The organism is Cecembia rubra, assembly GCF_003014575.1.
GTDB lineage: Bacteria > Bacteroidota > Bacteroidia > Cytophagales > Cyclobacteriaceae > Cecembia_A > Cecembia_A rubra.
In genome coordinates, this window is record NZ_PYGF01000008.1 from 16,831 (window position 1) to 43,501 (window position 26,671).

Below are 26,671 nucleotides of genomic sequence, written 5' to 3' on the forward strand. Positions count from 1 at the left end.
ATTTGGAGGCAATATTATTTGCTTGACTATATTTGGATCAGGCATGAATAGGATTCGTTTATATTGGAGTTTACAGATTTTGGGCTGGTCGAGCTATGCTTTGATCAACCTTTTTTTTGTCTCGCTTGATAGAGGGATATCCACAGTCCAGATAGGTGCTTTTACTTCCTTGGCGGCTTTTTATCTGATTTCTACCCATATTTTCAGAAATATTGTCAAAAAGTATGACTGGCTGAATCTTACTTTCAGCAGGCTTTTGATAAATACGCTTATAGGATTGGGATTATTGAGTGTGTTCAACATGATAGCTCAGATTATCATCAATCTTATCTTTGATACTTTAGATCCCGAAGTAGACTTTCGGCCTGTAGTGATATCTGTAAATATTTTTGTCAGCTTCCTTTTTTATTCACTCTGGTCTATGCTGTATTTCCTTTTCCATTTTTTGGACAATTACAATCAGAGTTTAAAGTATCAGGCCAAAATCAATGAAATTCAACTGAACCATCTCAAAAGTCAGTTGAACCCGCACTTTATCTTTAACGCTCTGAACTCCGTTAGGGCATTGGTAGATGAAGATCCCAAAAAAGCCAAGCTGGCCATTACACAGCTTTCCAATATTCTCCGGTTTTCTTTGATGATGGACAGAAAGAGGACTATTGATTTTGAGGATGAAATCAACACGGTGAAAGATTACCTGAATTTAGAATCCATCCGATTTGAAGAAAGGCTTACCATCAAATATAATATTGAACCTGCTGCCTATGATTTCAAGGTACCTCCCATGATGTTGCAGACTATAGTGGAAAATGCCATAAAACATGGGATTTCCAATCGGGTTAAAGGAGGTGTAATTGAAGTAAAATGTTATGAAGGTATCACCGATGACCTGGTCATTCAGGTTAAAAACAGTGGGCAGCTCAAATCAAGTGTATTTACCAAAAAAAGGGATGGAGAAGGTCATGGAATCAGCAATACGATTCAACGTTTAAAGCTTATTTATGGCAATAGATCCTCTTTCAAAATTTACAATTCAGGGGATGAATTTGTAGTAACCGAAATAAAAATTCCAAAACAAAGCCTTACATTAGGTTAAAATTCCAACAAAATGAGAGCATTAGTAATCGATGATGAAAGATTGGCCAGAAAAGAGCTGATCAACCTCCTTTCCCAATTTGACCAAGTAGAAGTTGTTGGTGAAGCCAATAATGTGGATGATGCGAAAGAAAAAATCGAATCCCTATTACCGGATGTTGTTTTCTTGGATATACAGATGCCGGAGAAGACTGGGTTTGATTTACTTGAGGAGTTGGATAACGTTCCGCATGTGATTTTTACCACTGCTTATGATGAATATGCCCTTAAGGCTTTTCAGGTCAATGCATTGGATTATTTATTGAAACCGGTGGAACAAAAACGATTGGGAGAGGCCATTGAAAGACTTCAGAAAAAACTCAGTGAAACATCTGAAAGACAGGCAGAAGTTACGGCAGCCCATCAAAACAAAAAGTTGACTTTGGATGATCAGGTATTTGTAAAAGATGGAGACAGATGCTGGTTTGTCAAGCTCTCCAATGTGAGGCTTTTTGAATCGGATGGAAATTATATCAAGGTATATTTTGACAATAATAAACCGATGATCCATAAATCATTGAATGCCCTGGACGAGCGTCTTGATGAAAAATCATTTTTTAGAGCTAGTAGAAAGCATATTATCAACCTAAGTTGGGTGGAGGCAATTGAGCCTTGGTTTAATGGCGGACTCGTGGTTACTTTGAAAGGTGGGGACAGGATCGAAGTAAGTAGAAGGCAGGCTGCTAGATTTAAAGATATGATGAGTCTATAAATCACAGGATTAAAGACTTGCCAAGAAAAATAAAATGCATTTATTTGATTGTAAAAGTTAAAATTTGTAAATAGCCTATTGATAAAACAATTTTAGGGCATTTATATTTTACAGTTTCCCAAAAAAAATCTATGAAAGAGGAAAGAATTCTTATCGTTGAAGACGATGTTAACATTGCGGAGAACATTGAGGAGATTTTAGAACTTTTAGGATATGTTAACATTGATATTGCCAATTCAGCCAATCAGGCCATAAAAATAATTAAAAAGTACAAGCCTGATTTGGTATTTATGGATATCAAACTCAAAGGAGATAAGGATGGTATAGAGCTTGGAGAAATCATCAAACAGATGATTGAAGTTCCTTTGGTATATGTGACTTCCTATAGTGATCCTACTATCATTGAAAGAGCCAAAAGAATAAATCCTGCCGGTTTTATTGTAAAACCTTTCAATACCAATGATATCCATGCCATTGTAGAGATTGTGCTTTATAACAAAAGAACCAAGCCAAATATAGAGGCAGTGGCTACCAAGGCCAAAGATGATAGCCCTTATCTGGTAACTGATGCAGTGTTTATTAAAGCAGATAATGCTTATGAGAGGGTTCCATATAAAGACATTTATTATGTTGAGGCCAATGGCAATATGGTTACGATTTACACTAAAGGTAGAAACTTTACAATCCGGAAATCCATGAAAGATATGGAAGATAAATTACCTGCCCATCTTTTCCTGAGGGTTCAGAAATCTTTCATCGTACAATTGGGACAGATAGAGAGCTTTAACACAAAAGATATCACCCTGATGTCAGGGGCAGTAGTCCAAGTAGGTAGGCAATATTACAACAGCTTCCTTGCCAAACTCAATACTATTACCGAAAGTTAAAATAATGGAAAAAGAAAAAAGGTGAGCATGGCCCACCTTTTTTCTTTTTTAAAACCAAACAATCAACTAAACTGTCTTAAAGTAAGTAAAACTCATGTTTTCCTGAGGAAGTGACAAATTCACCTTTTTCAAAGAAATCCTTGAATTTAGATTCCAGATCAGATTTTTCACCATAAAACTCAGCGATCACTTCTCCATATTTGTTGATAAAAGTGACAGTGGGTTCTGTTTTTAGCTTAGAGAAGTCGATTTCTATTTGTGGTAAAAACTCCTCCTGTACTGTTTCCATTGTTTTATTCCATCCCATTGGGATAACCTCGTTGATGGTATCAACTTTCGCATCCGCTTTCGCGCTCCACATAATTGTCAATGCCATGATTAGTCCTAAAAAAGCACAGACATTTTTTTGAGTTAAAATAGTTGGTTTCATTTTCTTTTTATTTTACGTTCTTTATTTGTTTTCAATTCTTTACATCGCTACTGTGATTTAATATATGCCAAATTTTGGCCAAAATATTTAAATAACTGAAAAACAGATAGTTATGTAATTTTTGATATAATATTTATGTACGGAAACGTACACGTGTATTTTACTTTCAGTACATTTTTAAAGATGATCATCCCGCAAAAAAAGTTGCATGACTAATCTTTAAAAATGAAAAAAACCGATAGAAATCGGAATATTCTATCGGCTTTGGTAAATAAAGCTATCTTTTTCAGAAAATTATTTCATTTTGATTTAATCCAAAAGGAAGAAATGGTGATTTCCATGATTTAAGATAAACTTAGATTTTTGGAGTGTTTCTGGAAATTTTGACTCAATCTCTTCTTTGGCTCCATAAAACTGGGCAATGATTTCACCATATTTATTGATGATGGTGACAGATGGTGTGGATTTCAACTCCTGAAGTTCAAGTACCAGTTCTGGCAGGGCTTCATCTTCCATCAATTGGTCTTTGGAAATTTCTTTCATGGCAAAAACACCAGATGAAAGCAGCATAAATGCTGATAGAAACGCTACAAAAGCGTATTTTTTTACTTGGATTGAAAGATACTTTTTCATACTCATTTATCCTTTTTTATATTTTTTTCTAGAATTATTCCCTTGTTATCTTCGTTATTTGAATAAGGGATACGAGGTACGAAAAAGAAGGTTTCAAAAATAATCATAAAAAATCCGATAGATATATGAAATAATCTATCGGATCAGTAAATAAATTAACGAATTACAGAAGATCGTTTGCTAAATTGGCCAGTTCAGATCTTTCACCTTTCTCTAATTTTATGTGAGAATATAAAGGATGGTCTTTGACTCTGTCAATGAGGTAGGATAAACCGTTACTTTGGCTGTCCAAGTAAGGGGTATCTATTTGGAAGATGTCACCTGTAAATATTATTTTGGTGTTTTCTCCTGCCCTGCTGATAATTGTTTTGATTTCATGAGGGGTTAAATTTTGGGCCTCATCTACAATGAAAAAGATATTGGACAAAGATCTACCTCTGATATATGCCAATGGCTGAATAACGAGTTTCTCTTGGTTGACCAACTCTGTGATTTTTTGGTACTCTTTATCCGACTCTTTGAATTGGTTCTGAATAAATTTCAGGTTATCCCAAAGAGGTTCCATATATGGATTTAGTTTTGATTTGATATCTCCAGGTAAGTAGCCAATATCCTTGTTGCTCAATGGTACAATTGGTCTGGCAAGGTAGATTTGTTTGAAATCCCTCCTTTGTTCCAATGCGCCTGCCAAAGCCAAGAGGGTTTTGCCTGTACCTGCAACTCCTTGGATAGAAACGAGCTTTACTCTGGGATTTAATATGGCATGAAGAGCAAATGTCTGTTCAGCATTCTTTGGTTTGATATTATAAGCCAATTTCTTATCTACTCTTTCCAAAGTATTATCTTCTGAATTATAGTAGGCCAGAACGGAATTTTTATCACTCTTTAAGATATAATAAGCATTTGCCTTTCTTTTTTTATTGCCAAGCACCTTTTTGGCTTCTATCGAATGATTTTCATAAAGTTGATTGATATTCAGTGGATCCAGATCATCAAGCACATATTTTCCTGTATTCTCAATTTCAGTGATGTTTTTGATTTTACCCGTCTCATAATCTTCAGCATGAATATCCAGTGATTTTGCTTTCAGTCTCAGGTTGATATCCTTACTTACCAGAATAACCCTTCGATCAGTTTCCGTTTGCTTTAGATGAAGGGCAGCATTCAGGATTTTATGGTCATTTTTTTCTTCACCAAAAATAATGTTGGCATTAATGTTATTATCTGGGTTCATTAAAACCCTGAAGTTCCCCTTAGTCTTTCCGTTCAGAGGTGTCCAATTATGGATCATTTTATCCTTAGCCAGATTGTCGAGTAATCGGATAAACTCTCTGGCTTCGAAATTTTTGGTGTCATTTCCCTTTTTAAACTGATCGAGCTCCTCCAAAACAGTAATCGGGATGACCACATCATGTTCAGCAAAATTCATGATGGAATTGTGCTCATAAAGGATTACAGAAGTATCCAGCACAAATATTTTGCGGTCCTTATCGGATTTAGCTCTTGGCATAAACAATAAAATTTTAGTGGTTGTTAGTTAGTAATAAGTTAGAAAAATAAAATTTAGATTGCCATTTTATTAAAGGAAATTCCAAAAAATTAATAATGTCTGAATCCTATCCCTTTGAAAATCAGTTTTGTAATAGTTGAGTAGTCATCTATACCAAAGCCAATCTTCAGGATAAATCAAAGGCCACTGTTATCAAAACAGTATTGGCCTTTGAACTTATAGTTATTTTGGATTATTTGCGCTGATTAACTTCTCCTTCCAGCTCCATTAAGAAAGCATCTATGGTGCCTGGTTTTACATGGGGCATTACCACAATCTTAAACCATTCCGGCTCAAATTCATAGGAGTTGGCCACCAGGTAATATTTATGTGCGAGTTCCTTGCTGATATACTTTGCTTTGATAGCGATGATATTCAGATAAGGATTTCTGAAATATTCTACACCTATTCCTTCTAGTTTTTTACAGATCCTCTCTGTTTTATCACAAAGTGTTTCCATTTTATATTTCCATCCTTCTGAGCCATGGATTTGCAAAATCATCCACATAGAAATTGCATTGGCGCCTGATCTGCTGCCACTGATGGTATAGTCCTTTCCAGGAATATATTGAGCTTCATCTGTTTTTACATATTCAATAAACCCTTTCCTGATCAAGAACAAGCCTGTTCCGTAGGGTGTCTGAAGCATTTTATGCCCATCTGCAGTAATGGAATTCATATATGGATTTTGAAAGGTAAATCTGCTCGTAGGATTGGTAAAGGGATAAATAAATCCACCATAAGCAGCATCCACATGAATTTTGAAAGGGACATTCATATTGGTGAAAAAGTCCCCCAGCATGTCAATATCATCTACTGAACCGAACATTGTAGTCGAGAGGTTGGCGATGACGATAAAGTATTTGATACCATCTGACATGGCCTCCTTGATTTTCCTTTCAAAGGATTCTTTTTTGATCTCTCTTGTATCTGGATCTACTTCCAGGATAATGCTGCTCAGATTTAGAATATTGGCACCTTTTGGCATGGAATAATGGGAATCTTGGGAATAAACCAAGCCTATTTCACCGATTCTTGCTCCAAACTCTTTTTTGAAATAATTTCGGTAAATCCACATGGCCTGAATATTTGCTTCTGTACCACCAGTGGCCACATAACCATCCTGTCCTTTGGGGTCCCCGTTGAAAATTTCCTCTGCTACAAGTTTGATCAGTTCCTTTTCAATTTTTTGGGTACCCTCAAATACCTCTAAGACCGATTCATCACTTAGGGTATGGACGCCAATATGGTTAGGGTTCCTCACCATGGCTGACATATATGGTGCATCTTTGAGAAAAGGCGCATCAGGATAAAATTCTGTTGTGTCCAGGTAAGTTCCAGGTATGCCCAGAATTGGACGGTCCCCCCTATAATCCAGATTTTGGTCCAGGGCATTGAAAATATATTCTTTGATTTGCTCGTGAGATTTTTTCTTCCAGTACATGGTAACAATTGAATAAATGGTTCGAATTAATTCCAGATTTTCCAGGCTGCTTCGGCCTGAAGGATCAACATTTCTAAACCATTTTTTACTATTGCCCCCCTAGCTTCCAACGAACGCATCAGAAAGGTTTTTTCCGGGTTGTACACCAGGTCATAAACTTTGTGTTTCCTGGTGATAAATTCCGGATTGATTTCCGGCATTTCTTCAGTTTTTGGGAAGGTTCCCAAAGGAGTGGTATTTATAATTAGATGATTATCTGCCAGGATAGAAGCATCGGCATTTAATTCTGCATAGGTAATGCAGGATGGATCGGGGGAGTGGTTTCTAGAAACCATCATATAGCCAATACCCAAATCCTGAAGTGCCTGTGTAACTGCCTTGGAAGCACCACCAGTTCCCAGCACAAGGGCATTTGGTCTTTGACCCTGAAGCCAATTATCTAAGGAATGTTTGAAGCCGATGTAATCAGTGTTGAAACCTTTTAATTTTCCTTCATAGAACTGAATACAATTTACTGCTCCGATTTTTTTGCAGGCAGGATCCAAATCATCAAGGTAAGGGATGACCTTTTGCTTATAAGGAATAGTCACACTTAAGCCTTCGAGTTCTGGATTTTCCTGGAGGAGTTTTGGAAACAGAGAGATGTCCTCAATTTCATAAAGATCAAAGCTGCAATCGCGTATTCCTTCTTTTTCAAATTTTTCCGTGAAATATTTTTTTGAAAAAGAATGGCCTAATGGGTATCCTATCAGTCCGAATTTCCTCATTTTCTGTTAATATAATACGCTGTACGCTCTATTCCAAGGACCAGGAAAACTCCAAAAGAGAATGCTAAAGCAGCATATAATATGAGAGATTCTTGTCCCGTTAACTCCAAATAATGATGGGGAAGTATATTTTCTGTAATAAATGGCTGTTGTAATCCCTTGGAATTTAAGCGGTAAGAGATGACCTGTTTCCAAGGCCAAAGCTTATTGATTGATCCCAGCATAAAGCCGGATAGTAGCCCAATGGTGATAGCATGGTAATTTTTAAGCAACCATGATATCAGCCGACTAAATGAAAGCAACCCTAAAATACATCCCAGTGCAAATAATCCTAAAGTGATAACATCTTTTTGGTTGACTGCAAGGAGGATCTTTTCATACTGGCCCAATATTAAAAGAAGAAAACTTCCTGAAATTCCTGGAAGAATCATGGCGCAGATGGCTATAGCTCCAGCAACGAAAACAAACCAAAGCGCATCCGGTGAACCTGTAGGAGGCAGACCTGTAATCAGGTATGCTGTGCCTGTACCTATCAATAGGGCAAAAACAACACCCAAGTTCCATTTCTGAATATCTCTTAGGATAATCAAAGCGGAAATTACTATTAGGCCGCTGAAGAAGGACCACAAAGGTATGGGGTGCTCCTCCATCAAATACGAAATGATTTTAGAAAGGGTGAAAATACTGGTCAGTATGCCTATTAGAAGGGTCAGCAAAAACCGGCCATTGATGTGCTTCCAAAATGCCTTAAACTCCAATCTTTTCAGCAAACTTAATGCCTTGCCATCAATGGATTTGATACTTTCTAAAAGCTGTTCATAAATTCCCGTAATCAATGCGATAGATCCACCGGAAACACCGGGAACTAGATCGGCGGCCCCCATGGACATGCCCTTGAAAAATAGTAAAATATAATCTTTTAATTGGTGCATTCGGTCAAATAAAAAAGACTGCCAGGACAAACCCTGACAGCCTAAGTTTCAAAATATTATAATGGATGATCTCCTAAGAAATGGTCAAAGGTATCTCCTCTCAAACCAAGTCTGATTGTTTCCAAAGGGATAAGTTCATTAGGGGCAATATTGCCCAAATTTACATTAGCTCCTAAAAGCTTAACAAACCATACTTGCTGCTCTTTCTGGGGTGCTTCCCAAATTATTTTTTCTTCCGGAATCTTGGTAAGTATTTCCTCTACCAAGCCCTGACGGACTTCCCCTGAATCACGGAACAAACCTACTGTTCCCCCTTCACGTGCTTCACCAATCACTTTCCAAGAACCTGCATCCAGCTCTTTTTGCATCTGCTCTATCCATTTGTACGGAGGGATGATTTTGGCTGCATCCTTAGAGCCCACCTCAGACAATACGGTAACATCTTTGGAAAGTGTGCGGATATACTCACATTTTTTTTCATGTGGCAAGCTGATAGATCCATCGGAAACTTCAGCAAAACCCAAATCATATTTTTCCAAAACCCTCCTGTAATCATCAAACTGATCCCTGATGACAAAAGCCTCAAAGAGCGTTCCTCCAAAATAAACCGGAATGCCCGCATCTCGGTAAACTTGGATTTTTTCAGCTAGATTTTTGGTAAGATAAGAAGTGGCCCAACCCAGTTTAACAATATCGACGTAGTCGCTGTTGGCACTAATAAAATTTTCAACTTCCCTAATACTTAAACCCTTGTCCATGACCATAGTGAAGCCTGTAACACGCGGCTTTTCAGTACGTATTGGGAGATTCTTAAGAACGTAATTCATTCTGCTGGAATTTCGGATTGATTAACCATTGACTTGAGAAGACGAAGAATCTTCCCTGAATTGAGCTATAATTTTAAAGATGGCCTTTTGTTGTTTGATTTCAGGCATCAGCTCAAATAAAATTATATGCTTTTCAAAGTCCAAAGTTAATGCATTTTCCAAATAAGTAAAGGCTTCTTTGTATTTGCCAGTTTTAAGTAGGTATACAACCATCCTGTAATAAAGTTCGGCTTCTTCAGGTAATTCCTCAATGCCTTCTTTCATGACATCAATTGTCTCTTCAAAACGGTTTTGGTCAAAATAAATTATTGAAAGATTGACATAGGTCTCCATAATGCCCGGCTCAAGGTTAATGGCCTCTTCATAGGCTTCAGCACTTGCCTGCAAATTACCCAAATGGTACTCGGCATCTGCAAGTCCTACCCAGTAATTTGGATTTTCACCTGTTAATTTGATGGCTTTCTTGAAGTAATGTATGGCTTCAAAATATTTTTCTTTTTTCAACATGCACATGCCAAGCCCAAACCAGGCATCGTCATATTCCGGATCGAGCTTAGCAGACTTTTTAAAATATTTGAAAGCCATGTCGATCTGGTCCAACTTTTCATAAGCTGCACCCAGATAGCAGCAGTTTTCTGCATTGGCCCCCTCACAGTTGATAGTATTCTGATAAGCTTCCAAGGCCAAATCAAACTGTTGGGTATTCATATAGGCATTGCCCAGATTAAAATAAGCAGAAGCAAACGCATCGTCAATAATCAACGCATAATCGTATGCTTTGATAGCATCCTCATACCTGCCCAATCGGTTATACACTACACCTAAATTGTACCATGCACCTGCACTGTAAGGATCTTGGTCAATAAATTCTTGATAAAACTGAAGGATCTCATGGAAAGAACCATCTTCTTCTGTGATCATCGCCAGTTGAAAAAGGGCATCTTCATGGTTTATTCTTATCTTGACACATTCCTTATAATGTTGAATGGCATTGTTGGTGTCGTTTTCAGACCTAAACAAATTTCCAAGCATATAATGCACCTCAGCTTTATCCTCAGCCATAGGAAGAAAATCTTCCAACATTTGAATGGCTTCCTTTGAACTGTCAGCCATCATCAAGGCATTGGCATAGGCCAAAATAATGTCCTCGTTGTTTGGGGAAAGGTTATTGATGTTTTCTAATATATCCAATCCTTCATCCAATTCGTCATTGAAAATCAGACAATTAGCTTTAAGCAGTTTGATTTCGACGCTGTAGGGGAATTTCACAAGTGCATGCTCTGCGGCTTTTAGTGCTTTGACAAATTTTTGTTGGTCAAAGTAAAACCGGATAATGTTCTCAAATTCTTCCTCTTCGAAGTACAAATCCAGATTGGATTTCATGGAGTTTTCAAATCTTTCGACCAACTCTCTGTCTTCTTCCCATTCGTTTTCAAAGTCTCCGGTCATCGGCTTTAGTTTTGTTTTTTTAAGATACCAAATAAATCGGCGGCTTAAAATTTCAAGTCAATTATTTTTTAAGGATGGTGATTTTGGGCGCTATGCTGCGTAGTCTATAAAATAATCTTATTTCTCAAAAGAAACGAGAATGTTTCAATTTTCGTTCGATTTTGCCCAATCAAGGGTTTCTCCAAGTGAGGTGTATTGGAATTCTATAAGTTTGTCCACCTTGCTGTTGTCCATGACTGCCTCTAATTGGGCAAGCATTGCTGTTTGCCTGTTCAGTGGGCTTTTGTTAATTCCCAACTTTTTGCCAAGCCAGGTGAAGAACAAGGCAAAATTGATCATCCAGTCTTTGACTTCTTTGTTGGGAACCTTTTTCCCAAAGGAATAGGCCATTTCTTCAAAGAACCTTTGATAGCTTATGCCTTCCTTGTTGAGAATAAAACCTTCATTCCAAAGCTCCTTCTGGTGAATTCGGAAAACCAAATCAGCCGCATCCCTGACGTCTATATAATTGATTGTTCCTTTAGGATAGTAACTGTTTTCTTCTAACACATAATTGTAGATTTGTGTACTGCTTCTTCCGTCATCAATTTTTCCCATAAGGATGCTGGGATAAACCACTATGGCCTTTAGCCCTTCTTGAACTCCTCTCCATACTTCCAGTTCAGCATGATGTTTGGAAATAGCATAAGGGGTATTTAAGTCAGATTCTGTCCATTTGTGAGATTCATCGATTGATTTCAATTCAGGGCTTCTTCCTAAAGCAGCGACTGAAGAAATATAAATTATTTTTTCTACATTGGATGCTAACATCCCATTGATGAGATTTTCTGTTCCTTTGGCATTGACCTGCATCAATTTATCCTTGTCTTCAGACCTGAATGAAACCATTCCTCCGGAATGGATGACCAAATCTTTTCCCAAAAGGGCTTCTTCCAGCGAAACTTCATCCAGTAAATCCCCCTCGATCCAATGGATCTGGTCTGCAAAAGAACGAAGCAACCTTTTATCACTTTCAGGCCTGGCTAAAGCATAAATCTCTCCTAGGGAAGCAAATTTTCTTGTTAGATAACTTCCAAATAAACCTGTAGCTCCAGTTATTAATATCTTCATAGTTTTTGATTGAGGAGATCCAGTTCTTGGATTTTCTCATAATATTTCGATTGGGGAAGGGTTTCCAACATATCGAGATAACGCTGGTTATGACAATCTGTTCCAAATAATTTTACCCTTTTTTCATCTATCAGCATTTCGGCAAAATGCTTGGTTGGTTTTGAATAAAACCCTGTCAGTGATAATAGATTGATCTGGAAATACACCTCACGGTTCAAAAGATCATATAAGAGATCTGGATCCTTGATAAGGTAATGATATCTTTCAGGATGAGCAAGGACAGGTTTGTAGCCATTCATTTCCATTGCAAAAAATATTTCCATTAGCATTTGAGGTTTGTTCATGAACCCCGTTTCAACCAGAACAAAATTATCCTTTATGGTAAGCAACTCCTGTCCTGATTCCACTTTTTCCAGGAAAATTTCATCTATGTAATATTCAGCTGCTGCATCTACCTGAATATCGAGTTCTTCTTTTTCCAGCGCAAAGCGGATATCTTCTAAACCCAAACGGATTATTTCAGGGGTGTTTCTGAAATATTCAGTCATGATATGGGGTGTTGTGATGATTTTCCGCAAACCGTAACCTTTCAATCTTTTGATCAGAGCGATAGAATCTTCCAAAGTCTTGGCTCCATCGTCAATGCCTGGAATCAAATGGGAATGCATATCCACCTCCAGCCATTTGAGACTGAACTCACTTACTTCCTCGTACTTTTGTGTTTTGAATATGTCTAGTAATCCCATGTTCTAATCTGTTATCTGGCAGAATATTGCTCAGCAAATTCTTTGAGTGTAGGCCAGTTCTGATCTCTTTCAGAAAGTATCGGTTCTGAAATTTTCCAATCAATATTTAATCCCCTATCATTCCAAAGAATGCCTCCTTCGCTTTCTTTATTGTAATAATTGGAGCATTTATAGCTAAAGATAGCATCTTCTAGTACTGAAAACCCATGAGCAAATCCCTTAGGCACAAACAACATATTATGCTCTTTTGCATTGAGTTCCACCGTATAAACGCCACCAAAAGTCTTAGAGTTCGGCCTTAGATCCAATACAACATCCAAAACCCGCCCTTTGATAACTCTTACCAATTTGGCCTGTGCATATTCCCCTGACTGAAAGTGCAGGCCTCGGACTGTTCCAACTGTAGAAAAAGACTGGTTTTCCTGAACCCAGTTTTCCTGAATTCCGGCTTCCGCCAAAATATCCTCCCTGAAGGATTCAAAAAAGTATCCCCTATGATCCTCCCAAACTTTAGGAAAAATTTCCAAAACCCCCTCCAGTGGTGTTTCCTTTATTTTCATCTTTAGAATTTGATATTGGCTCCAAATATAACTTTATTCCAGCAAGGTTGGTAAATTTACAGCTTCTTCAAATGGAACTAATTAATTGTTCCTTTCCTTGATATAACATATGAGTAAATTTTCGAGAAAACTTCAGAAATTATACGATACTGCACCCAAGCAAGAGACAGCTGTACTGGTAGCATTGATCCATCAAGGTCAGAGCGAACAACAAGTTCAGGAATACCTTGATGAGCTGGCTTTTTTGGCAGAAACTTTAGGAGCGAAAACAGTTTATAAATTTACCCAAAAATTGGAGCGCCCCGATGTGAGGACTTTTGTGGGTACAGGTAAATTAGAGGAGATCCAAGCTTATGTGGAGCATTTTGAGGTGGATATGGTGATCTTTGACGATGACCTCAGTCCTTCCCAAATGCGAAATCTTGAGAATGAACTCAAAGTGAAAGTTTATGACCGCTCCCTGCTGATTTTGGATATTTTTCTTAAAAGGGCACAGACTGCTCAGGCAAAAACCCAGGTGGAACTTGCCAGATTTCAATACTTGCTTCCAAGGTTGACCAGAATGTGGACCCACTTGGAGAGACAAAGGGGTGGAACTGGTACCAGGGGAGGTGCCGGTGAGAAAGAAATTGAAACGGATAAAAGAGATATCCGAAATAAAATTACTTTGCTCAGGAGCAAGCTTAAGGAAATAGAGAAACAAGGAGAAACTCAAAGAAAAGGGAGGAAGGGCATTGTAAGGGTGGCTTTGGTCGGTTATACCAACGTAGGCAAAAGTACCTTGATGAACCTGATAACCAAAACCAATATTCTTGCTGAAAACAAACTATTTGCCACAGTGGATGCTACTGTCAGGAAGGTTGTTTTAGACAATATTCCATTTTTGCTTTCCGATACGGTTGGTTTCATCAGAAAGCTCCCTACCCATCTCATTGAATCTTTTAAGTCAACTCTGGACGAAATCAGAGAAGCAGACCTATTGGTGGAGGTAGTGGATATTTCACATCCAGGTTTTGAAGACCATATTACAGTGGTCAAAAATACACTGAATGAAATCGGCGCAGGGGATAAACCAATGTTGTTGGTCTTTAACAAAATTGACCTCGTTCCAAAAATGCCAAGTGAGGAAGAAAGGCAACATATGACGGAGTTAGAGCTGGAAGAGCAAAATTTTCTGGATTTCGAGAAATTATCCAAGGCATATGAGAAAAAAACAGGAATAGCTCCTGTTTTCATGGCTGCACATGACGGGACTCATGTTGAGGAATTTAGAACAGCTTTAGTAAAGGAAGTTAAAAAACAACACCTGAAAATATATCCTCACTATCTTGAAAGCGAAATCATCAATTGGTCTCAATATGATGTGGAAGAGTAATTCTCACCTCATCCGAATCCGCCATTCTTTCGGATAATTGTTATTTGTTCTTTTACCAAGGTTTTTGACCCATCCCAAAGGCAGGTTTTGGAATGTGACTAGAACCCATCCCTCAGGCATGCCTGGAATTGGAATTTCTTCTTTTCTTAAGAAATCCAGGGCTTCTTTTTTACTTAACTCAAAAGTTTTAAAGCCATGTTTGGGAAGAATGCTGACAGCCAATTCATGGGTAGGTACAAATTGCTCTTTATTGAACTTGCCCAGTTCTACTCCAAAATATTTGATGTTCAGAAAGCGGGATAGAAATTCAAAGTGCTTTTGGAATTCAGTTGGAATCCTAAAAAAACTTCCCTGAAGACTGTAAATCGAGGAATTTTCCGGAAGTCCCAATGTTTCCACCAGTTTATGGAGAATGGCTTTTCCTTCAGATTTGATAAAGGGGTGTTTAAAGTCCTTAATCCTTTGGGGCTCCTGTATGTATGTGTCTTCTGATCTTTTTAATACACACACAAAAAAACCTTCCCCCTCAACCTTGTGCGGATAAAATTTGTACCCAAAGTAAGGAATGCCTTCCAATTCTACTGTCGTTTCGACGATTCCCCAAGAGGGAACAAGTGGAATTCTAACCGGTTCATAGGAAAACTCCGAACAGATAAACCGTAACATGTCTTCATTTTCCTGCACGTTGAAGGTGCAGGTGCTATATACAAGATATCCCCCAGCTTTGACTAGCGCACCTGCCTGATCCATGATCCTTTCCTGCCTCATAGCACAAAGGTTCACGTGTTCAGGAGACCATTCATTTCTGGCATCAGGATCTTTTCTGAACATTCCTTCACCAGAGCATGGCGCATCCACGAGTACCAGATCAAAAAATCCTTCAAGATTTGAAAAGTGTTCTGGGTCATTTTGAGTCACTAATGTATTGGCAAGACCCCATTTGATAATGTTTTCCTTAAGTATAGAAGCCCTTGTTTTGATGACTTCATTTGCTATAAGAAATCCCTCCTCTCCCAGGTAACTGCTCAGCAGGGTGGATTTACCTCCCGGCGCTGCGGCCAGATCCAGAAAGACACCATTTTTTGGTACTTGAAGATGGTTTAAAATATGATCCAAAAACATGGAAGAAGCCTCTTGTACATAATATGCGCCTGCATGAAACAAGGGGTCCAAAGTAAAGCTGGGCCGGTCTACCAGATAATACCCACAAGTCGACCAGGGAACCTTGATCAAATTCGGGTATTCCGTTACATTTTTGAAAGGGTTAAGCCTAATGGAAGTTCTAGGGTCTTTTTCCATGGCGTCGTGGAATTGAGAAAACTCCTCTTCTCCAAGGTAATCTTTCATCCTCTTTTCAAACGCTTCAGGAAGTAGGATAGATGACATGGTTTTTTTTGACAAAAATAGTTCTTTATAATTAAGCTGGATGGCTGGAAATATACACTGTTTGAAGGAAGCTTTTGGTAATGGCTTTAATCTCTTTTTCTAAAGTATCCAATTCCCTTTGGATCTTTTTATCATGGTCCTTGCTTTTGGACAAGTTTTGGCTGACTAACAGATCGTGCCAAATTCCGATTTTTTCCTGCAAATTATCCAGAAATTCAAAATTGATTTTAAGGTCATGTTGCTGATTTTCAGAAAACAGGGGTTTTAAATACAGGATGAATTTAATTTCCATTCTGGCATCATGGAACATGCCTTTTCGCAATCTTTTATTGCTTTTGAATATGATACTGTTGAAGTAGGCGGATAAGAAATTGATATCAAAAGTATGATTGAATTTAGTGATCGTATCCAGAAAACCATTGAGGGTTTTTTCCCATTTTGGCAATCTTACCAAAAACTGATCAATTTTATTGGCCAGTTTCGCATTAAGGTTTCTCTCCTGCTTTCCCTTTTTTTCCTGAAATGACTCAAATTTGGTCAGGTACAACTGCATTTCCCTGATTTCACCCGCCTGTTTGAAAAGTTTCCTTATAGGTTGAAAAATCTTTTTATAATCAATATTGGGCTCTAATTGTGCAAAAAACCGAATGAGTGCTTTTATTTTTTTGATATTGACCCTCAATTGATGAATATTATCAGCCTCTTTGTTTTCATTAAACAGAGCGAGATAATGATTCACCTGATCCAGATGTTCCTTCAGATATTTGTTATAAATGGATTCAGAAGCCATTATTGGATAAAATTTTATATACATCCCCAATACACCAGTAATCATTATAAATGCGGGTATTAATCAAACTGATATTTATTGACATTGGATGTTGATTCTAATTTACTTGTAAATCCTATAAGTGGTATGATAGCAGATAATCATGTAAAATTTAAACGACAATCAATTTAGGTTTTATACAGGGAATAAAAAATCCCCGCCCAATTTAGTTGGAAGGGGATCAATTGTCTGGTAAGTTTAGGTTTAATAATCATCTTCTTCATCAAAATCTTCTTCGGAGGCATCCATATCAAACATGGAGCTGAATAAATCTTTAAATTGCATTCCAGTGTCTAGGAGTTTTTTACTTAACTGGCTGTATTCAGAAAGTCCGTGAAGCAGGAATTCCATGTAAAATTCTTTTTCTTTTTCCGGTAAGCTTTTGATCATTGCCGTAACCAAATTTTCCAATCCAGGTACTTTTTGAAGACTGCTTTTGTATTCCTTATCGCTTGTCGAGGCCAAGATATCCAAAGCATTTCCTTCCCCAAACCAAGCCAATGGGATAACATATGGATTTCCTTCTTTATCTTTTTTCTTTTGTTCAGGAGAAGGGAAATAATCAGTGAATAAGGTACGGATTGCCTTTCCGATCAGGTTATAAGCGACAAGGCCCGCGCCTTCCTGTTCTCCTTCATAAACCAATTCAACTTTACCTGTAATGGCTGGTATAACTCCGATAAGATCTGCTATCCTTATGACAGTGCTTTCTTCTTCATTGAGGTAAAGTCTCCGTTCTGCGGCAGAAATGAGGTTTTCAAAAGCCGAGATTGTCAATCTTGCAGAGACACCGCTTTTTTCATCTACATATTCACTTTTTCTGGCCTCGATGGCGATCTGTTCTATGAGATCCCGCATCAGTTCAGGAACGTGGATATTTTCTATAGGTTTGCCTTCCAATTTGGCCTCCTGAGCAGTGATTCTCTTACCAATCTCAATGGATTTTGGATAATGGGTAATGATCTGGCTTTCTATCCGGTCTTTGAGTGGAGTTACTATTGAGCCTCGATTGGTATAGTCTTCAGGGTTCGCGGTGAATACAAATTGGATATCCAAGGGCAGTCTTAATTTGAATCCTCTGATTTGAATATCTCCTTCCTGTAGGATATTAAATAGCGCTACCTGTATCCTTGCCTGAAGATCAGGAAGTTCGTTGATGACAAAAATGGACCTGTTGGACCTGGGCACCAATCCATAATGAATTACCTTTTCGTCATTATAGGATAGTTTTAGGGTAGCGGCTTTAATGGGGTCTACATCCCCAATAAGGTCAGCAACTGAGACATCAGGAGTAGCCAGTTTTTCTGTATACCTATCCTCTCTATGCCACCATGATATGGGTGTATGATCCCCCTTAGTTTTGATGAGTTCTTTGGCAAATGAAGAAAGAGGAGCCAATGGATCATCATTGAGTTCAGAACCTTCCACCACAGGTATGAATTCATCCAATAAGAGGGTCATCATCCTTGCAATACGGGTTTTGGCCTGCCCTCTAAGTCCAAGTAAGTTGATGTTGTGCATGGAAAGAATCGCCCTCTCAATATCTGGGATAACAGTATCTTCATAACCCCATATTCCTTCAAATACCTGTTCTTTTTTCTTAATTTTTTGGATCAGGTTTTTTCGAAGCTCTTCCTTAATGGAAATTGGCCTATAGCCAGAAGCTTTCAATTCCCCAAGTGTTTTTATTTTTAATAAGTCTCTGGAGGTCAATTTATGGTATTCCATGTTTAAAGTTTTTTAGTCCTGTTTCTTCTATAATCTTCAAAAATCAGATTTCCCAATCCCTTAAGACTGCTATAATAAGCATTACCATTATTGGCTTTGGTAAATTCTTTAACAAATTCCTTGAGATAAGGATCAGATGCAATCATGAAGGTAGTGATGGGGATTTTAAGTTTTCGGCATTGAGAAGCGAGTTTTAGGGTTTCGTTCAGGATTTTGCTATCAATCCCGAAAGCATTTTTGTAATATTTTATCCCAATTTTGAGACAGGTAGGTTTCCCGTCTGTAATCATAAAGATTTGTTTATTTGGGTTTTTTCTTCTTCTGAGCAAATCCATAGCAAGTTCCAGACCTGCTACGGTGTTGGTATGGTAGGGTCCCACTTGCAAGTAAGGGAGGTCTTTAATTTCTATTTGCCAGGCATCATTGCCAAAGACTATTACATCCAAAGTGTCCTTAGGATATCTGGTCTTGATCAGTTCTGCCAAAGCCATGGCCACTTTCTTGGCAGGGGTTATCCGGTCTTCACCGTACAAAATCATTGAATGACTGATGTCTATCATCAAGACAGTAGAGGTCTGGGTCCTGTACTCATTCTCCACCACCTCTAGGTCATCTTCTGTAAGAAGGTAGTCACCAGAAAAGCCATGATTGACCTGGGCATTCCTAATGGAATCTGTCAAAGCAATCTGGTCAAGGCTATCTCCAAAGCTGTATGGCCTCCTGTCAGTTCCTTTTTCATCTCCTGATCCGGATTGGGTAGTTTTATGCTGCCCGGTTTTGGATTTCTTAAGTTTGCCAAAAATTTCCTCCAGGGCATTTTTACGGATACTTTGTTCAGCTTTTGGGGTGATTTTAATTTCCCCTTTTTGGTTTTCTTCTGTTAGGTAACCTTTGCTTTTGAGTTCTTCAATAAAATCTCCTATACCATAATTTGGATTGGTAAGCTGGTATCTTTTGTCCAGATTGCTCAGCCAAGATAGGGCTTCTGCCACATCACCTCCGGTCATCGTTACCAATTGAAGGAAAATATTGAGCAGATTTTCAAAAGTGTTTTTCTCCGGGTTCTGTGGTGGAGTGAATTTGGTAAATCGGAAACCTTTCATAGCATTGTTGTAACAAAATGAAGCTTATACTGGTTTACTAAGTAAAGATAAATACTTGATAATCATGAAAAACTATTTGTTTCCTGTCTATTTGGTTACCTCATTTCTGGTTGTTTTTGTTACAGCGATTCATACCAATCTCAATACTGCATTGATATTGATTATGTTTTCAATATCGCCGATTTCTATCATCTGGATGGTTTACAGGGTCTTAAGATCAGAAGTGCTGGTAAAATCTACTTTTGAGGACCAATGGTACGAAGATTTCCCAAAGGCAAGGATGTAGCCCAAAAACTGTATATGGTTATCATTAAATCGTTGTTAATACCAAGATTTTACCTTGGTTTAATTTAATTAAATCTTTAAATAGTCAAGTTGAAAATTACCGAAATATTAATTTTTCTACTGGTAAATTGTACTAACCAAATATGTCAGAAATTCGGAAAATATTGAAACGTTTAATACATTTGTAATTGATCCACATTAATGTGATAACCCTTAAAACGAATGAACAGACGGATTAAAGTCTATGGTAAGGTTCAAGGTATATTTTTCAGAAAAAATACTCAACAAAAAGCGCTAGAATTAGACCTTAAAGGTTGGGTAAAAAATGAAGAGGACGGAACAGTATCTTTGGAAATTGAAGGAGAACTTCACTCCATATTGGCGATGCAGTCATGGCTGAGACTCGGTCCTCCTAATTCCCATGTTGAGAATTTGGAGATTACTCAAGGTGAAGAACAAGGATATCAAGATTTCCTCATTTTGCAGTAATTCAAAATAGTGAATATATAATTACCTCCTTGCCAATTTCAACTAGGAATTGGCATTTGTTTTTTCTGGCCAATTGATTTAAAGGCATCTTTTTAACCCCTCATTTTTTTGCTTTTCTCCTTTGATCGACATCATTTCTAGTTAGGCAATAGCCATTTGATATATTTTACTAATTTTGGCATTCAAAAAGAACGTGATATATGCTTGAAAAATTACAAGCACTGAAGGATAGATTTATTGAACTTGGCCAATTGATTATTCAACCTGACTCCATGTCTGATATGGGTAAGTATACCAAGCTTACCAAAGAATATAAGGAATTGGAAAAGATAGTGGGGCTGTATGATGAATATAAATTAGTCATAGATAACCTTTCCAGTACCAAGGAAATATTGGAGAAGGAAAAAGATCCGGATTTTAGGGAAATGGCGAAACAGGAGTTGGAGGAATTGAAGGTAAGGCAAGAAGAGCTGGAAGAACAACTTAAGCAGCAGCTTATTCCCAAAGATCCTAATGACTCCAAAGATTGCATTTTGGAGATCAGAGCAGGTACAGGAGGTGATGAAGCTGCAATTTTTGCAGGAGATCTTTTCAGAATGTACCAGCGATTTTGTGATAAGCAAAGCTGGAAACTGACCGTTTTGGATTTGACTTTTGGATCTTCAGGAGGGTATAAAGAGATTATCAGCACAGTCAGTGGAGCAGATGTATTTGGAATGCTGAAATATGAATCAGGTGTCCATAGGGTTCAGAGAGTGCCTGCAACCGAAACACAGGGAAGGGTCCATACCTCTGCCGCTACAGTTGCTGTATTGCCTGAAATGGATGAAGTGGAAGTGGAAATCAATATGAATGATATCCGCAAGGACACCTTTTGTTCTTCGGGTCCAGGTGGTCAGTCGGTCAACACTACTTATTCTGCTGTGAGGCTGACCCATAATCCAACTGGACTGGTCGTAACCTGTCAGGATGAAAAGTCTCAGATCAAGAACTTTGAAAAGGCCCTAAAAGTACTCCGTTCGCGCTTGTATGAAATTGAATTGGCCAAACACAATGAAGCTGTGGGAGCCCAGCGAAAGTCTATGGTGGCCAGCGGGGACAGATCTGATAAAATCAGAACCTATAATTACCCCCAAAGCAGGGTGACAGACCATAGAATCAACAAAACGGTATATAACCTCCCTGATGTTATGGATGGCAATATTGAAGAATTTATTTCTGCATTGCGATTTGCCGAAAATGTAGAAAAAATGAAAAATTCCGGAATGGAGGAGTGACGTTTTCATTCCTCTTTTCCAGTTTTTTACTGGCCAGAAATAAGTAGATTTTGGCGATTTTTTTCCATTAAGACCTAAAATTGGAATTTTTATAAAAAACTTTTGCCAACTGTACTGATTCATAATAAAGCATCTTATCTTCAAGAAAGATAATGCCGGATTGGATGAAAATTGAAGGTAAAAGAAATATAAGTTTAGTGACTTGGAATGATTCTCATTTCCATCAGTTGTACCCATTGGCCAATAATTTAAATATTGCCAAAAACCTGAGAGACAGTTTTCCAAATCCTTATACGATACATGATGCAAGGCACTGGATAGAGTACAATTATAAGTTTAATCCACCCCAAAATTTTGCCATTGAATATGCTGGAGAGCTGGCAGGTTCGATTGGTTGTGAAATTGGAAAAAATGAATTAAAGACCAATATGGAAATTGGTTTTTGGATTGGAGAACCCTTTTGGGGAAAAGGCATAGCTACGGAAGCTGTTGTACTTTTTACGGAATATGCCCTTGACAAATTTCCACAGGTTCAACGAATTTTTGCCCAGGTTTTTGACAATAATGTGCCATCAATGAAGGTGTTGGAAAATGCTGGATTCGAACCTGAAGCCATACTCAGGCATGCCTATACAAAAGATGGGGTAATTGGCGACCTGTTTCAATATGTTATTTTAAGAGAAGAAGTGGAAAAGTTTGAATAAAAAAACCGATCCAGATCAATGGATCGGTCTTTTGTTCATTAAGCTTTTTCCAGTGCTTGTTCAATATCCCAAATAATATCAGAATAATGTTCTACCCCCACGGATAATCGGATCAGTTTCTCGGTAATGCCCATAGTCCTCTTATCTTCCTCTGAAACATCACTATGGGTCATTGTTTCTGGGTGTTCTGCTAAGGACTCAGTGCTTCCCAAAGAAACAGCCAATTTGATCAATCTAAGACTGTTTAGAAATTTAAAAGCTTCTTTTTCTCCCCCTTTTATGTCAAAGGAGAGCATAGCTCCGGCACAAAATAATTGTTTTTTAAATATTGCGTGCTGGGATGTTCCTTGCTCCAAATGGCCCAAGTAATATACCTTTTCAACTTTTGGATGATTCTTCAAGAACTCAGCTACTTTGATGGCGTTTTCGGCCTGCTGGGTCATTCTTACTTTTAGCGTTTCCAAACTTCTCATCAATAGCCAACCCGTCCAAGGTCCGGCCATATTTCCTAAAAATGTCCTTAGTGTCCTTACCCGCTTCATATACTTAGAATGTCCAAGTACGGCACCGGCAATCAGGTCAGAATGGCCTCCAATGTACTTTGTCGCTGAGTAAACTACAAGGTCTGCTCCATGCTTGAGAGGATGCTGCCATAGTGGGCCCATATAGGTATTGTCGACACATACTACTACATCTTTACTTTCTGATGAAAAGGCATCAGCAACTTTTTTGCAGATTTCAAGATCAAATAAGGCATTGGTTGGATTGGCCGGTGTTTCTACATAAACCATTTTGAGTTTCTCGCCCAAACCTTTTGATTGGATTTCTTCGACTAATTCCTCTGCAGACTGATTATTGGTGAAGCCAAAACCATGAATTCCATATTCGGGTAATACTTTATTAATAAAGTGATCAGTGCCTCCATATACAGGTTTACTGTAAAGGAGTACATCCCCCGGGCGTAAAAACTCAAGCATTACAGTGGAAATTGCTGACATTCCACTTTCAAAGACAGCACATTCGTCTGCCCCGTCCCATAAGCAGAGACGCTCTTCAAGGATTTGTAAGTCAGGATTGTTCAGCCTGGAATAAATCAATCCTAACTCCTCGTTTGGTGCTTTTTCCCTCTGACCGTAAGCTACTTCAAAAAATGCTTTTCCTTCTTCTGCAGAATTGAAAACAAAAGTGGAAGTTTGAAATATTGGGCATTTAATTGCTCCTTCGGAAAGTGCAGGTTTATAGCCATATGACATCATAAGGCTTTCTGGGTGGAAATATCTGTTGTCCATTATATTTGGGTTTAATGATTACAAATCACCATAATTGGCGCTTAATTGTCAAGGACTATTAAAAAATAATATTTGGATTATTTCCTAAAAACTTGCTGTATGTTTTATATGAACAAGCTAAAATATTACAAAAATTCAATTCAACAAATAATATTTTGTTTAGTTCATTTGGGAAGCCCGCTAACATATAAAATAAGGTATTGGATGATCATCTCACCAATACCTTTTGTACAAACTCCTTGTCCCGGGTTCGGATGATTACTGTATATAGCCCTTTAGGAAGGTTCCTTACCTGATATTGATTGATGCCATCTTCTGGAATTAAATTATTCAATTCCTGTCCTAAGGCATTTATAATCCTAATTTGATGAATATTGCCAATACCAACAAGATCCATAGTAAAATCGCCTTGTGATGGATTGGGGTAAATATTGATTTTTTTATTTTCTTCTCTTTCTCTGCCAATAGAAGTAATAATGTTGACATTTACGGACATTTCTGAAGGTTCACCTTCGTTACAACCATTCATTGGCGTGACCTTTATATTAAAATCTCCTTCCCTTTCCCATCGTATGGTAATCCTATTGGTACCCTGACCTGACAGTATCCTTCCTCCTTGCCCACTGATGGTCCATTGGAAATTGACTTCAGGCACATTAGTGACGCTGTAAATTTCTTCTGTTAAACCAACCCGCTCAGGGCCGGTTATAGGTGATGGCTTTGCAGGAGGTGTAGTTACAGATATTTCCTTGATTGTTGCAGGGCCTGTTCCACATGGATTATTGGGAGTAACACGAACTGACCGGTTACCTGTATTGCTCCAGCCTACAACAATCCTGTTGGTGCCCTGTCCTTCTAGGATGTTTCCTCCATCAACCTCCCAAACAAAGACTGTTCCCAAAATATTATCTACCGAGTAGGGCTGCGATGTGCCTATGCAGACAACGCCTTCACCAAGGATGGTGTTGATTTGCCTAGGCGTATTGGAAACTATTACTTCAAGGCCTGTAGTACCACTGTTGCCACAGAAATTTTTCCCCCGTACCAGTACTGCATTTCTTCCTGGGATTTCCCATTCTACAACAATCCTGCTTGTTCCCTGCCCTTCAATGATTCTTCCTCCATCCACTCTCCACTCAAATTCCATATCCAATCCCAAGACTTCTTGTACAGTATAGGTTTGGGTACTGAGGCAGACATTGTTTTCCCCAAAGATAAGCGTTGGTTTTTCAGGTACTTGGCAATCATAAGTGAAAAAGGTGCCATTTTCTCCTACAGCAAATCCATTGCTTAATGTACCAAAGCTTATTCCTGTGAAATCTTGAAATGTTGCAGTTATAAATTTATTCCATGTCAACCCTCCGTCTTTTGTCTGAATCATCAGACCATTTTCGCCTGCGATAAACCCTACTTCCTCATCCAGATACTCCACGGCATTGAGATGTTCAGTATATGGCAAGTTAAGAGAGGTCCAGGTTGATCCTTTGTCAGTAGTTTTAAATGCAGTACCTGATTGGCCTACAATGACAGCACTGCTTTCATCCAAAATAGAGATGTCAGTAAATTTTACAGAAGTAGGCAAGTTGATTGTTCTCCATACCTCATTTTCAAGAATACTGACAAAGCCATTGCTTCCTATAAGTATTGCTGATTCTGAATTAAAAAATGCAAGTCTTTGAAAATTAATGTTATTATTACCAAGGTCTATTTTCTCCCAAGTGGTGCCTCCATCCACTGTTCTTGCCAAAAAGCCCTTGTCCCCTGCCAAAAAGCCAAGGTTGTTGTTGAAAAAATACAGTCCGTTTAGATTTTCTGTAGTTCCTGGATTGAGTGAAGTCCAATTGGACCCTGAATTAGTAGTTCTTAAAAGTATCCCCCCGTCCCCACAGACATAGCCCAGAGCATTGGTAGTAAAAAACAAGTGATTGAATTTATTGGACACAGGTCTGGACCTGTCTGTGAAAGAGGTCCCACCGTTATTGGTAAAGAAAAACCTTCCTTTTTCTCCAATTACATATCCAATACGATCAGTCCTGAATTCTGTAGCTGTGTAATCTATTTCTCGTCCCGAAAGTCTTAAAGCCCAGCTTGCACCTGCATTGGAAGATGATAGGATGAATCCGTTGGTTCCTGTGGCAAAGACCACATTTGAATTGGTCCGAAAGGCAATATCCAAGTAAGTTTCTTGGTTATTGACATTTATTCCGCCAAAATTTGAGCCTGCATTGGTAGTCCTCAAAATAGTAGCATTCTCTCCGGTGATGATTCCTATGTTTGGATTGGCCCGATTAAAACTTACTGCCCATAGATTTCTTTCTGTTCCTGAAGTTATTTGGCTCCAGGAATTTCCAGCATCATTGGTTCGGAGTATAGTGCCTCTATTTCCCACTGAATATCCAACGAGCCCATTGACAAAGTAAACATCATTTAGGCTTTGGGATTGTCCGGTAGTCCTCAGATTCCAGCTGTTTCCACCATTAAAAGTTCTGATAATTTCTCCATTTGCCGAGCTGATATATCCGGTATCAGCGTTGACAAAGTATAGCCCTCTCAGATCGGCAACCGTACCTACACTCTGTTTAACCCAGTTATTACCGGAATCCGTAGAGCGATACACTTCGCCGTTGTCTGCGATTATATATATCCGTGTTTGGGTTACATACTTAATTTTATTCAGTTGGACACTGCTTCCTATATTGAGTAATTCCCAGGAAATTCCTCCGTTGGAAGTTCTAAATATGTGCCCACTTTCTCCTACCATCATTCCAATGTTTTCATTGAAAAAATCAACCGCAAGCATTCTTGTTTTTAGAGGAGCCAGTTGTTCTACCCAGCTAAGTCCGCCATCAATACTTTTTAAAATTATCTGATTGCCGGATATATAACCCACCTCCTCATTGACCCACACTATTCCGGTGTACTGGTTGCCCCAACCTCCTAGTCTTCTCCAGGTTTGAGCTTCTGCAATTCCAAAAAATAAGACTGCAAAAAATAACAAGTATAAATGTTTCCTCATTGGTTTTCAA

The 26,671-nt window shown here is 38.3% G+C and carries 25 protein-coding genes; 8 read left to right on the plus strand and 17 right to left on the minus strand.

Features of this window, described 5'->3' with window-relative positions; all coding sequences use genetic code 11:
- The first annotated feature begins 43 nt into the window (after positions 1-43).
- The 3 genes from CLV48_RS13965 (at position 44) to CLV48_RS13975 (ending at position 2,733) form a co-directional block, all read left to right on the plus strand.
- Positions 44-1,096, plus strand: a complete 1,053-nt coding sequence (locus tag CLV48_RS13965; protein WP_106567918.1) for a sensor histidine kinase — start codon at positions 44-46, stop codon at positions 1,094-1,096.
- Between the two features lie 12 nt (positions 1,097-1,108).
- Positions 1,109-1,846 carry a LytR/AlgR family response regulator transcription factor gene (locus CLV48_RS13970; protein WP_106567919.1) on the plus strand — a complete coding sequence of 246 codons (738 nt, stop codon included), beginning with the start codon at positions 1,109-1,111 and terminating at the stop codon, positions 1,844-1,846.
- Positions 1,847-1,977: 131 nt separating this feature from the next.
- Complete coding sequence (locus CLV48_RS13975; protein ID WP_106567920.1) at positions 1,978-2,733, plus strand: LytR/AlgR family response regulator transcription factor; 756 nt, start codon at positions 1,978-1,980, stop codon at positions 2,731-2,733.
- Positions 2,734-2,809: 76 nt separating this feature from the next.
- Here CLV48_RS13975 and CLV48_RS13980 read toward each other — a convergent pair whose 3' ends face one another.
- The 11 genes from CLV48_RS13980 to rfbC form a co-directional block, all read right to left on the minus strand.
- Positions 2,810-3,163: a hypothetical protein gene (locus CLV48_RS13980; RefSeq protein WP_106567921.1), complete on the minus strand. Its 354-nt coding sequence runs from the start codon at positions 3,161-3,163 to the stop codon at positions 2,810-2,812.
- Between the two features lie 309 nt (positions 3,164-3,472).
- Positions 3,473-3,796 (minus strand): hypothetical protein, encoded by a 324-nt coding sequence (locus tag CLV48_RS13985; RefSeq protein WP_106567922.1) that lies wholly within the window; start codon positions 3,794-3,796, stop codon positions 3,473-3,475.
- A gap of 163 nt (positions 3,797-3,959) precedes the next feature.
- The gene (locus CLV48_RS13990; RefSeq protein ID WP_106567923.1) at positions 3,960-5,306 is read right to left on the minus strand and encodes a PhoH family protein; all 1,347 of its coding nucleotides are present in this window, start codon (positions 5,304-5,306) and stop codon (positions 3,960-3,962) included.
- A gap of 232 nt (positions 5,307-5,538) precedes the next feature.
- Positions 5,539-6,789, minus strand: a complete 1,251-nt coding sequence (locus CLV48_RS13995; protein ID WP_106567924.1) for a pyridoxal-dependent decarboxylase — start codon at positions 6,787-6,789, stop codon at positions 5,539-5,541.
- A gap of 26 nt (positions 6,790-6,815) precedes the next feature.
- Complete coding sequence (locus CLV48_RS14000; protein ID WP_106567925.1) at positions 6,816-7,556, minus strand: shikimate dehydrogenase family protein; 741 nt, start codon at positions 7,554-7,556, stop codon at positions 6,816-6,818.
- Positions 7,553-8,488, minus strand: coding sequence for a polyprenyl-phosphate transporter (locus CLV48_RS14005; protein WP_106567926.1), 936 nt, complete (start codon positions 8,486-8,488; stop codon positions 7,553-7,555). Before CLV48_RS14005 ends, CLV48_RS14000 begins: the two co-directional genes overlap by 4 nt.
- A gap of 56 nt (positions 8,489-8,544) precedes the next feature.
- Positions 8,545-9,315 (minus strand): phosphosulfolactate synthase, encoded by a 771-nt coding sequence (locus tag CLV48_RS14010; protein WP_106567927.1) that lies wholly within the window; start codon positions 9,313-9,315, stop codon positions 8,545-8,547.
- 21 nt (positions 9,316-9,336) lie between these two features.
- Positions 9,337-10,764, minus strand: a complete 1,428-nt coding sequence (locus CLV48_RS14015; RefSeq protein WP_106567928.1) for a tetratricopeptide repeat protein — start codon at positions 10,762-10,764, stop codon at positions 9,337-9,339.
- A 144-nt stretch (positions 10,765-10,908) separates the two neighbouring features.
- The gene (locus tag CLV48_RS14020) at positions 10,909-11,874 is read right to left on the minus strand and encodes an NAD-dependent epimerase/dehydratase family protein (RefSeq protein WP_106567929.1); all 966 of its coding nucleotides are present in this window, start codon (positions 11,872-11,874) and stop codon (positions 10,909-10,911) included.
- Positions 11,871-12,620, minus strand: coding sequence for a tyrosine-protein phosphatase (locus CLV48_RS14025; protein WP_106567930.1), 750 nt, complete (start codon positions 12,618-12,620; stop codon positions 11,871-11,873). The genes CLV48_RS14020 and CLV48_RS14025 overlap by 4 nt, the downstream gene beginning before the upstream one ends.
- 11 nt (positions 12,621-12,631) lie before the next feature.
- Positions 12,632-13,180, minus strand: coding sequence for a dTDP-4-dehydrorhamnose 3,5-epimerase (gene rfbC, locus CLV48_RS14030; RefSeq protein WP_106567931.1), 549 nt, complete (start codon positions 13,178-13,180; stop codon positions 12,632-12,634).
- A gap of 109 nt (positions 13,181-13,289) precedes the next feature.
- On the opposite strand from rfbC, the gene hflX reads away from it, so the two are divergent.
- Positions 13,290-14,555, plus strand: coding sequence for a GTPase HflX (gene hflX / locus CLV48_RS14035; protein ID WP_106567932.1), 1,266 nt, complete (start codon positions 13,290-13,292; stop codon positions 14,553-14,555).
- A 3-nt stretch (positions 14,556-14,558) separates the two neighbouring features.
- Here hflX and CLV48_RS14040 read toward each other — a convergent pair whose 3' ends face one another.
- The 4 genes from CLV48_RS14040 to CLV48_RS14055 all read right to left on the minus strand — a co-directional run bounded on the left by CLV48_RS14040 (position 14,559) and on the right by CLV48_RS14055 (position 19,601).
- Positions 14,559-15,941 (minus strand): methyltransferase RsmF C-terminal domain-like protein, encoded by a 1,383-nt coding sequence (locus CLV48_RS14040; RefSeq protein ID WP_106567933.1) that lies wholly within the window; start codon positions 15,939-15,941, stop codon positions 14,559-14,561.
- Positions 15,942-15,972: 31 nt separating this feature from the next.
- Positions 15,973-16,731, minus strand: coding sequence for a CHAD domain-containing protein (locus tag CLV48_RS14045; RefSeq protein WP_170069031.1), 759 nt, complete (start codon positions 16,729-16,731; stop codon positions 15,973-15,975).
- Between the two features lie 243 nt (positions 16,732-16,974).
- Positions 16,975-18,498, minus strand: coding sequence for a magnesium chelatase (locus CLV48_RS14050; RefSeq protein WP_106567935.1), 1,524 nt, complete (start codon positions 18,496-18,498; stop codon positions 16,975-16,977).
- 2 nt (positions 18,499-18,500) lie between these two features.
- Positions 18,501-19,601: a vWA domain-containing protein gene (locus tag CLV48_RS14055; RefSeq protein WP_106567936.1), complete on the minus strand. Its 1,101-nt coding sequence runs from the start codon at positions 19,599-19,601 to the stop codon at positions 18,501-18,503.
- 64 nt (positions 19,602-19,665) lie between these two features.
- On the opposite strand from CLV48_RS14055, the gene CLV48_RS14060 reads away from it, so the two are divergent.
- The 4 genes from CLV48_RS14060 (at position 19,666) to CLV48_RS14075 (ending at position 22,356) form a co-directional block, all read left to right on the plus strand.
- Entirely contained in the window at positions 19,666-19,887 is a 222-nt protein-coding gene (locus CLV48_RS14060) for a hypothetical protein (protein WP_106567937.1), read from the plus strand.
- Positions 19,888-20,108: 221 nt separating this feature from the next.
- Positions 20,109-20,375, plus strand: coding sequence for an acylphosphatase (locus tag CLV48_RS14065; RefSeq protein WP_106567938.1), 267 nt, complete (start codon positions 20,109-20,111; stop codon positions 20,373-20,375).
- A 200-nt stretch (positions 20,376-20,575) separates the two neighbouring features.
- The gene (gene prfA, locus CLV48_RS14070) at positions 20,576-21,652 is read left to right on the plus strand and encodes a peptide chain release factor 1 (RefSeq protein ID WP_106567939.1); all 1,077 of its coding nucleotides are present in this window, start codon (positions 20,576-20,578) and stop codon (positions 21,650-21,652) included.
- A gap of 164 nt (positions 21,653-21,816) precedes the next feature.
- Entirely contained in the window at positions 21,817-22,356 is a 540-nt protein-coding gene (locus CLV48_RS14075) for a GNAT family N-acetyltransferase (RefSeq protein ID WP_106568083.1), read from the plus strand.
- A gap of 38 nt (positions 22,357-22,394) precedes the next feature.
- Here CLV48_RS14075 and CLV48_RS14080 read toward each other — a convergent pair whose 3' ends face one another.
- The gene (locus CLV48_RS14080; protein ID WP_106567940.1) at positions 22,395-23,645 is read right to left on the minus strand and encodes a cystathionine gamma-synthase family protein; all 1,251 of its coding nucleotides are present in this window, start codon (positions 23,643-23,645) and stop codon (positions 22,395-22,397) included.
- Positions 23,646-23,853: 208 nt separating this feature from the next.
- A complete protein-coding gene (locus CLV48_RS14085; RefSeq protein WP_106567941.1) occupies positions 23,854-26,661 on the minus strand; it encodes a YCF48-related protein in 2,808 nt (935 codons plus the stop codon).
- Positions 26,662-26,671 lie beyond the last annotated feature (10 nt).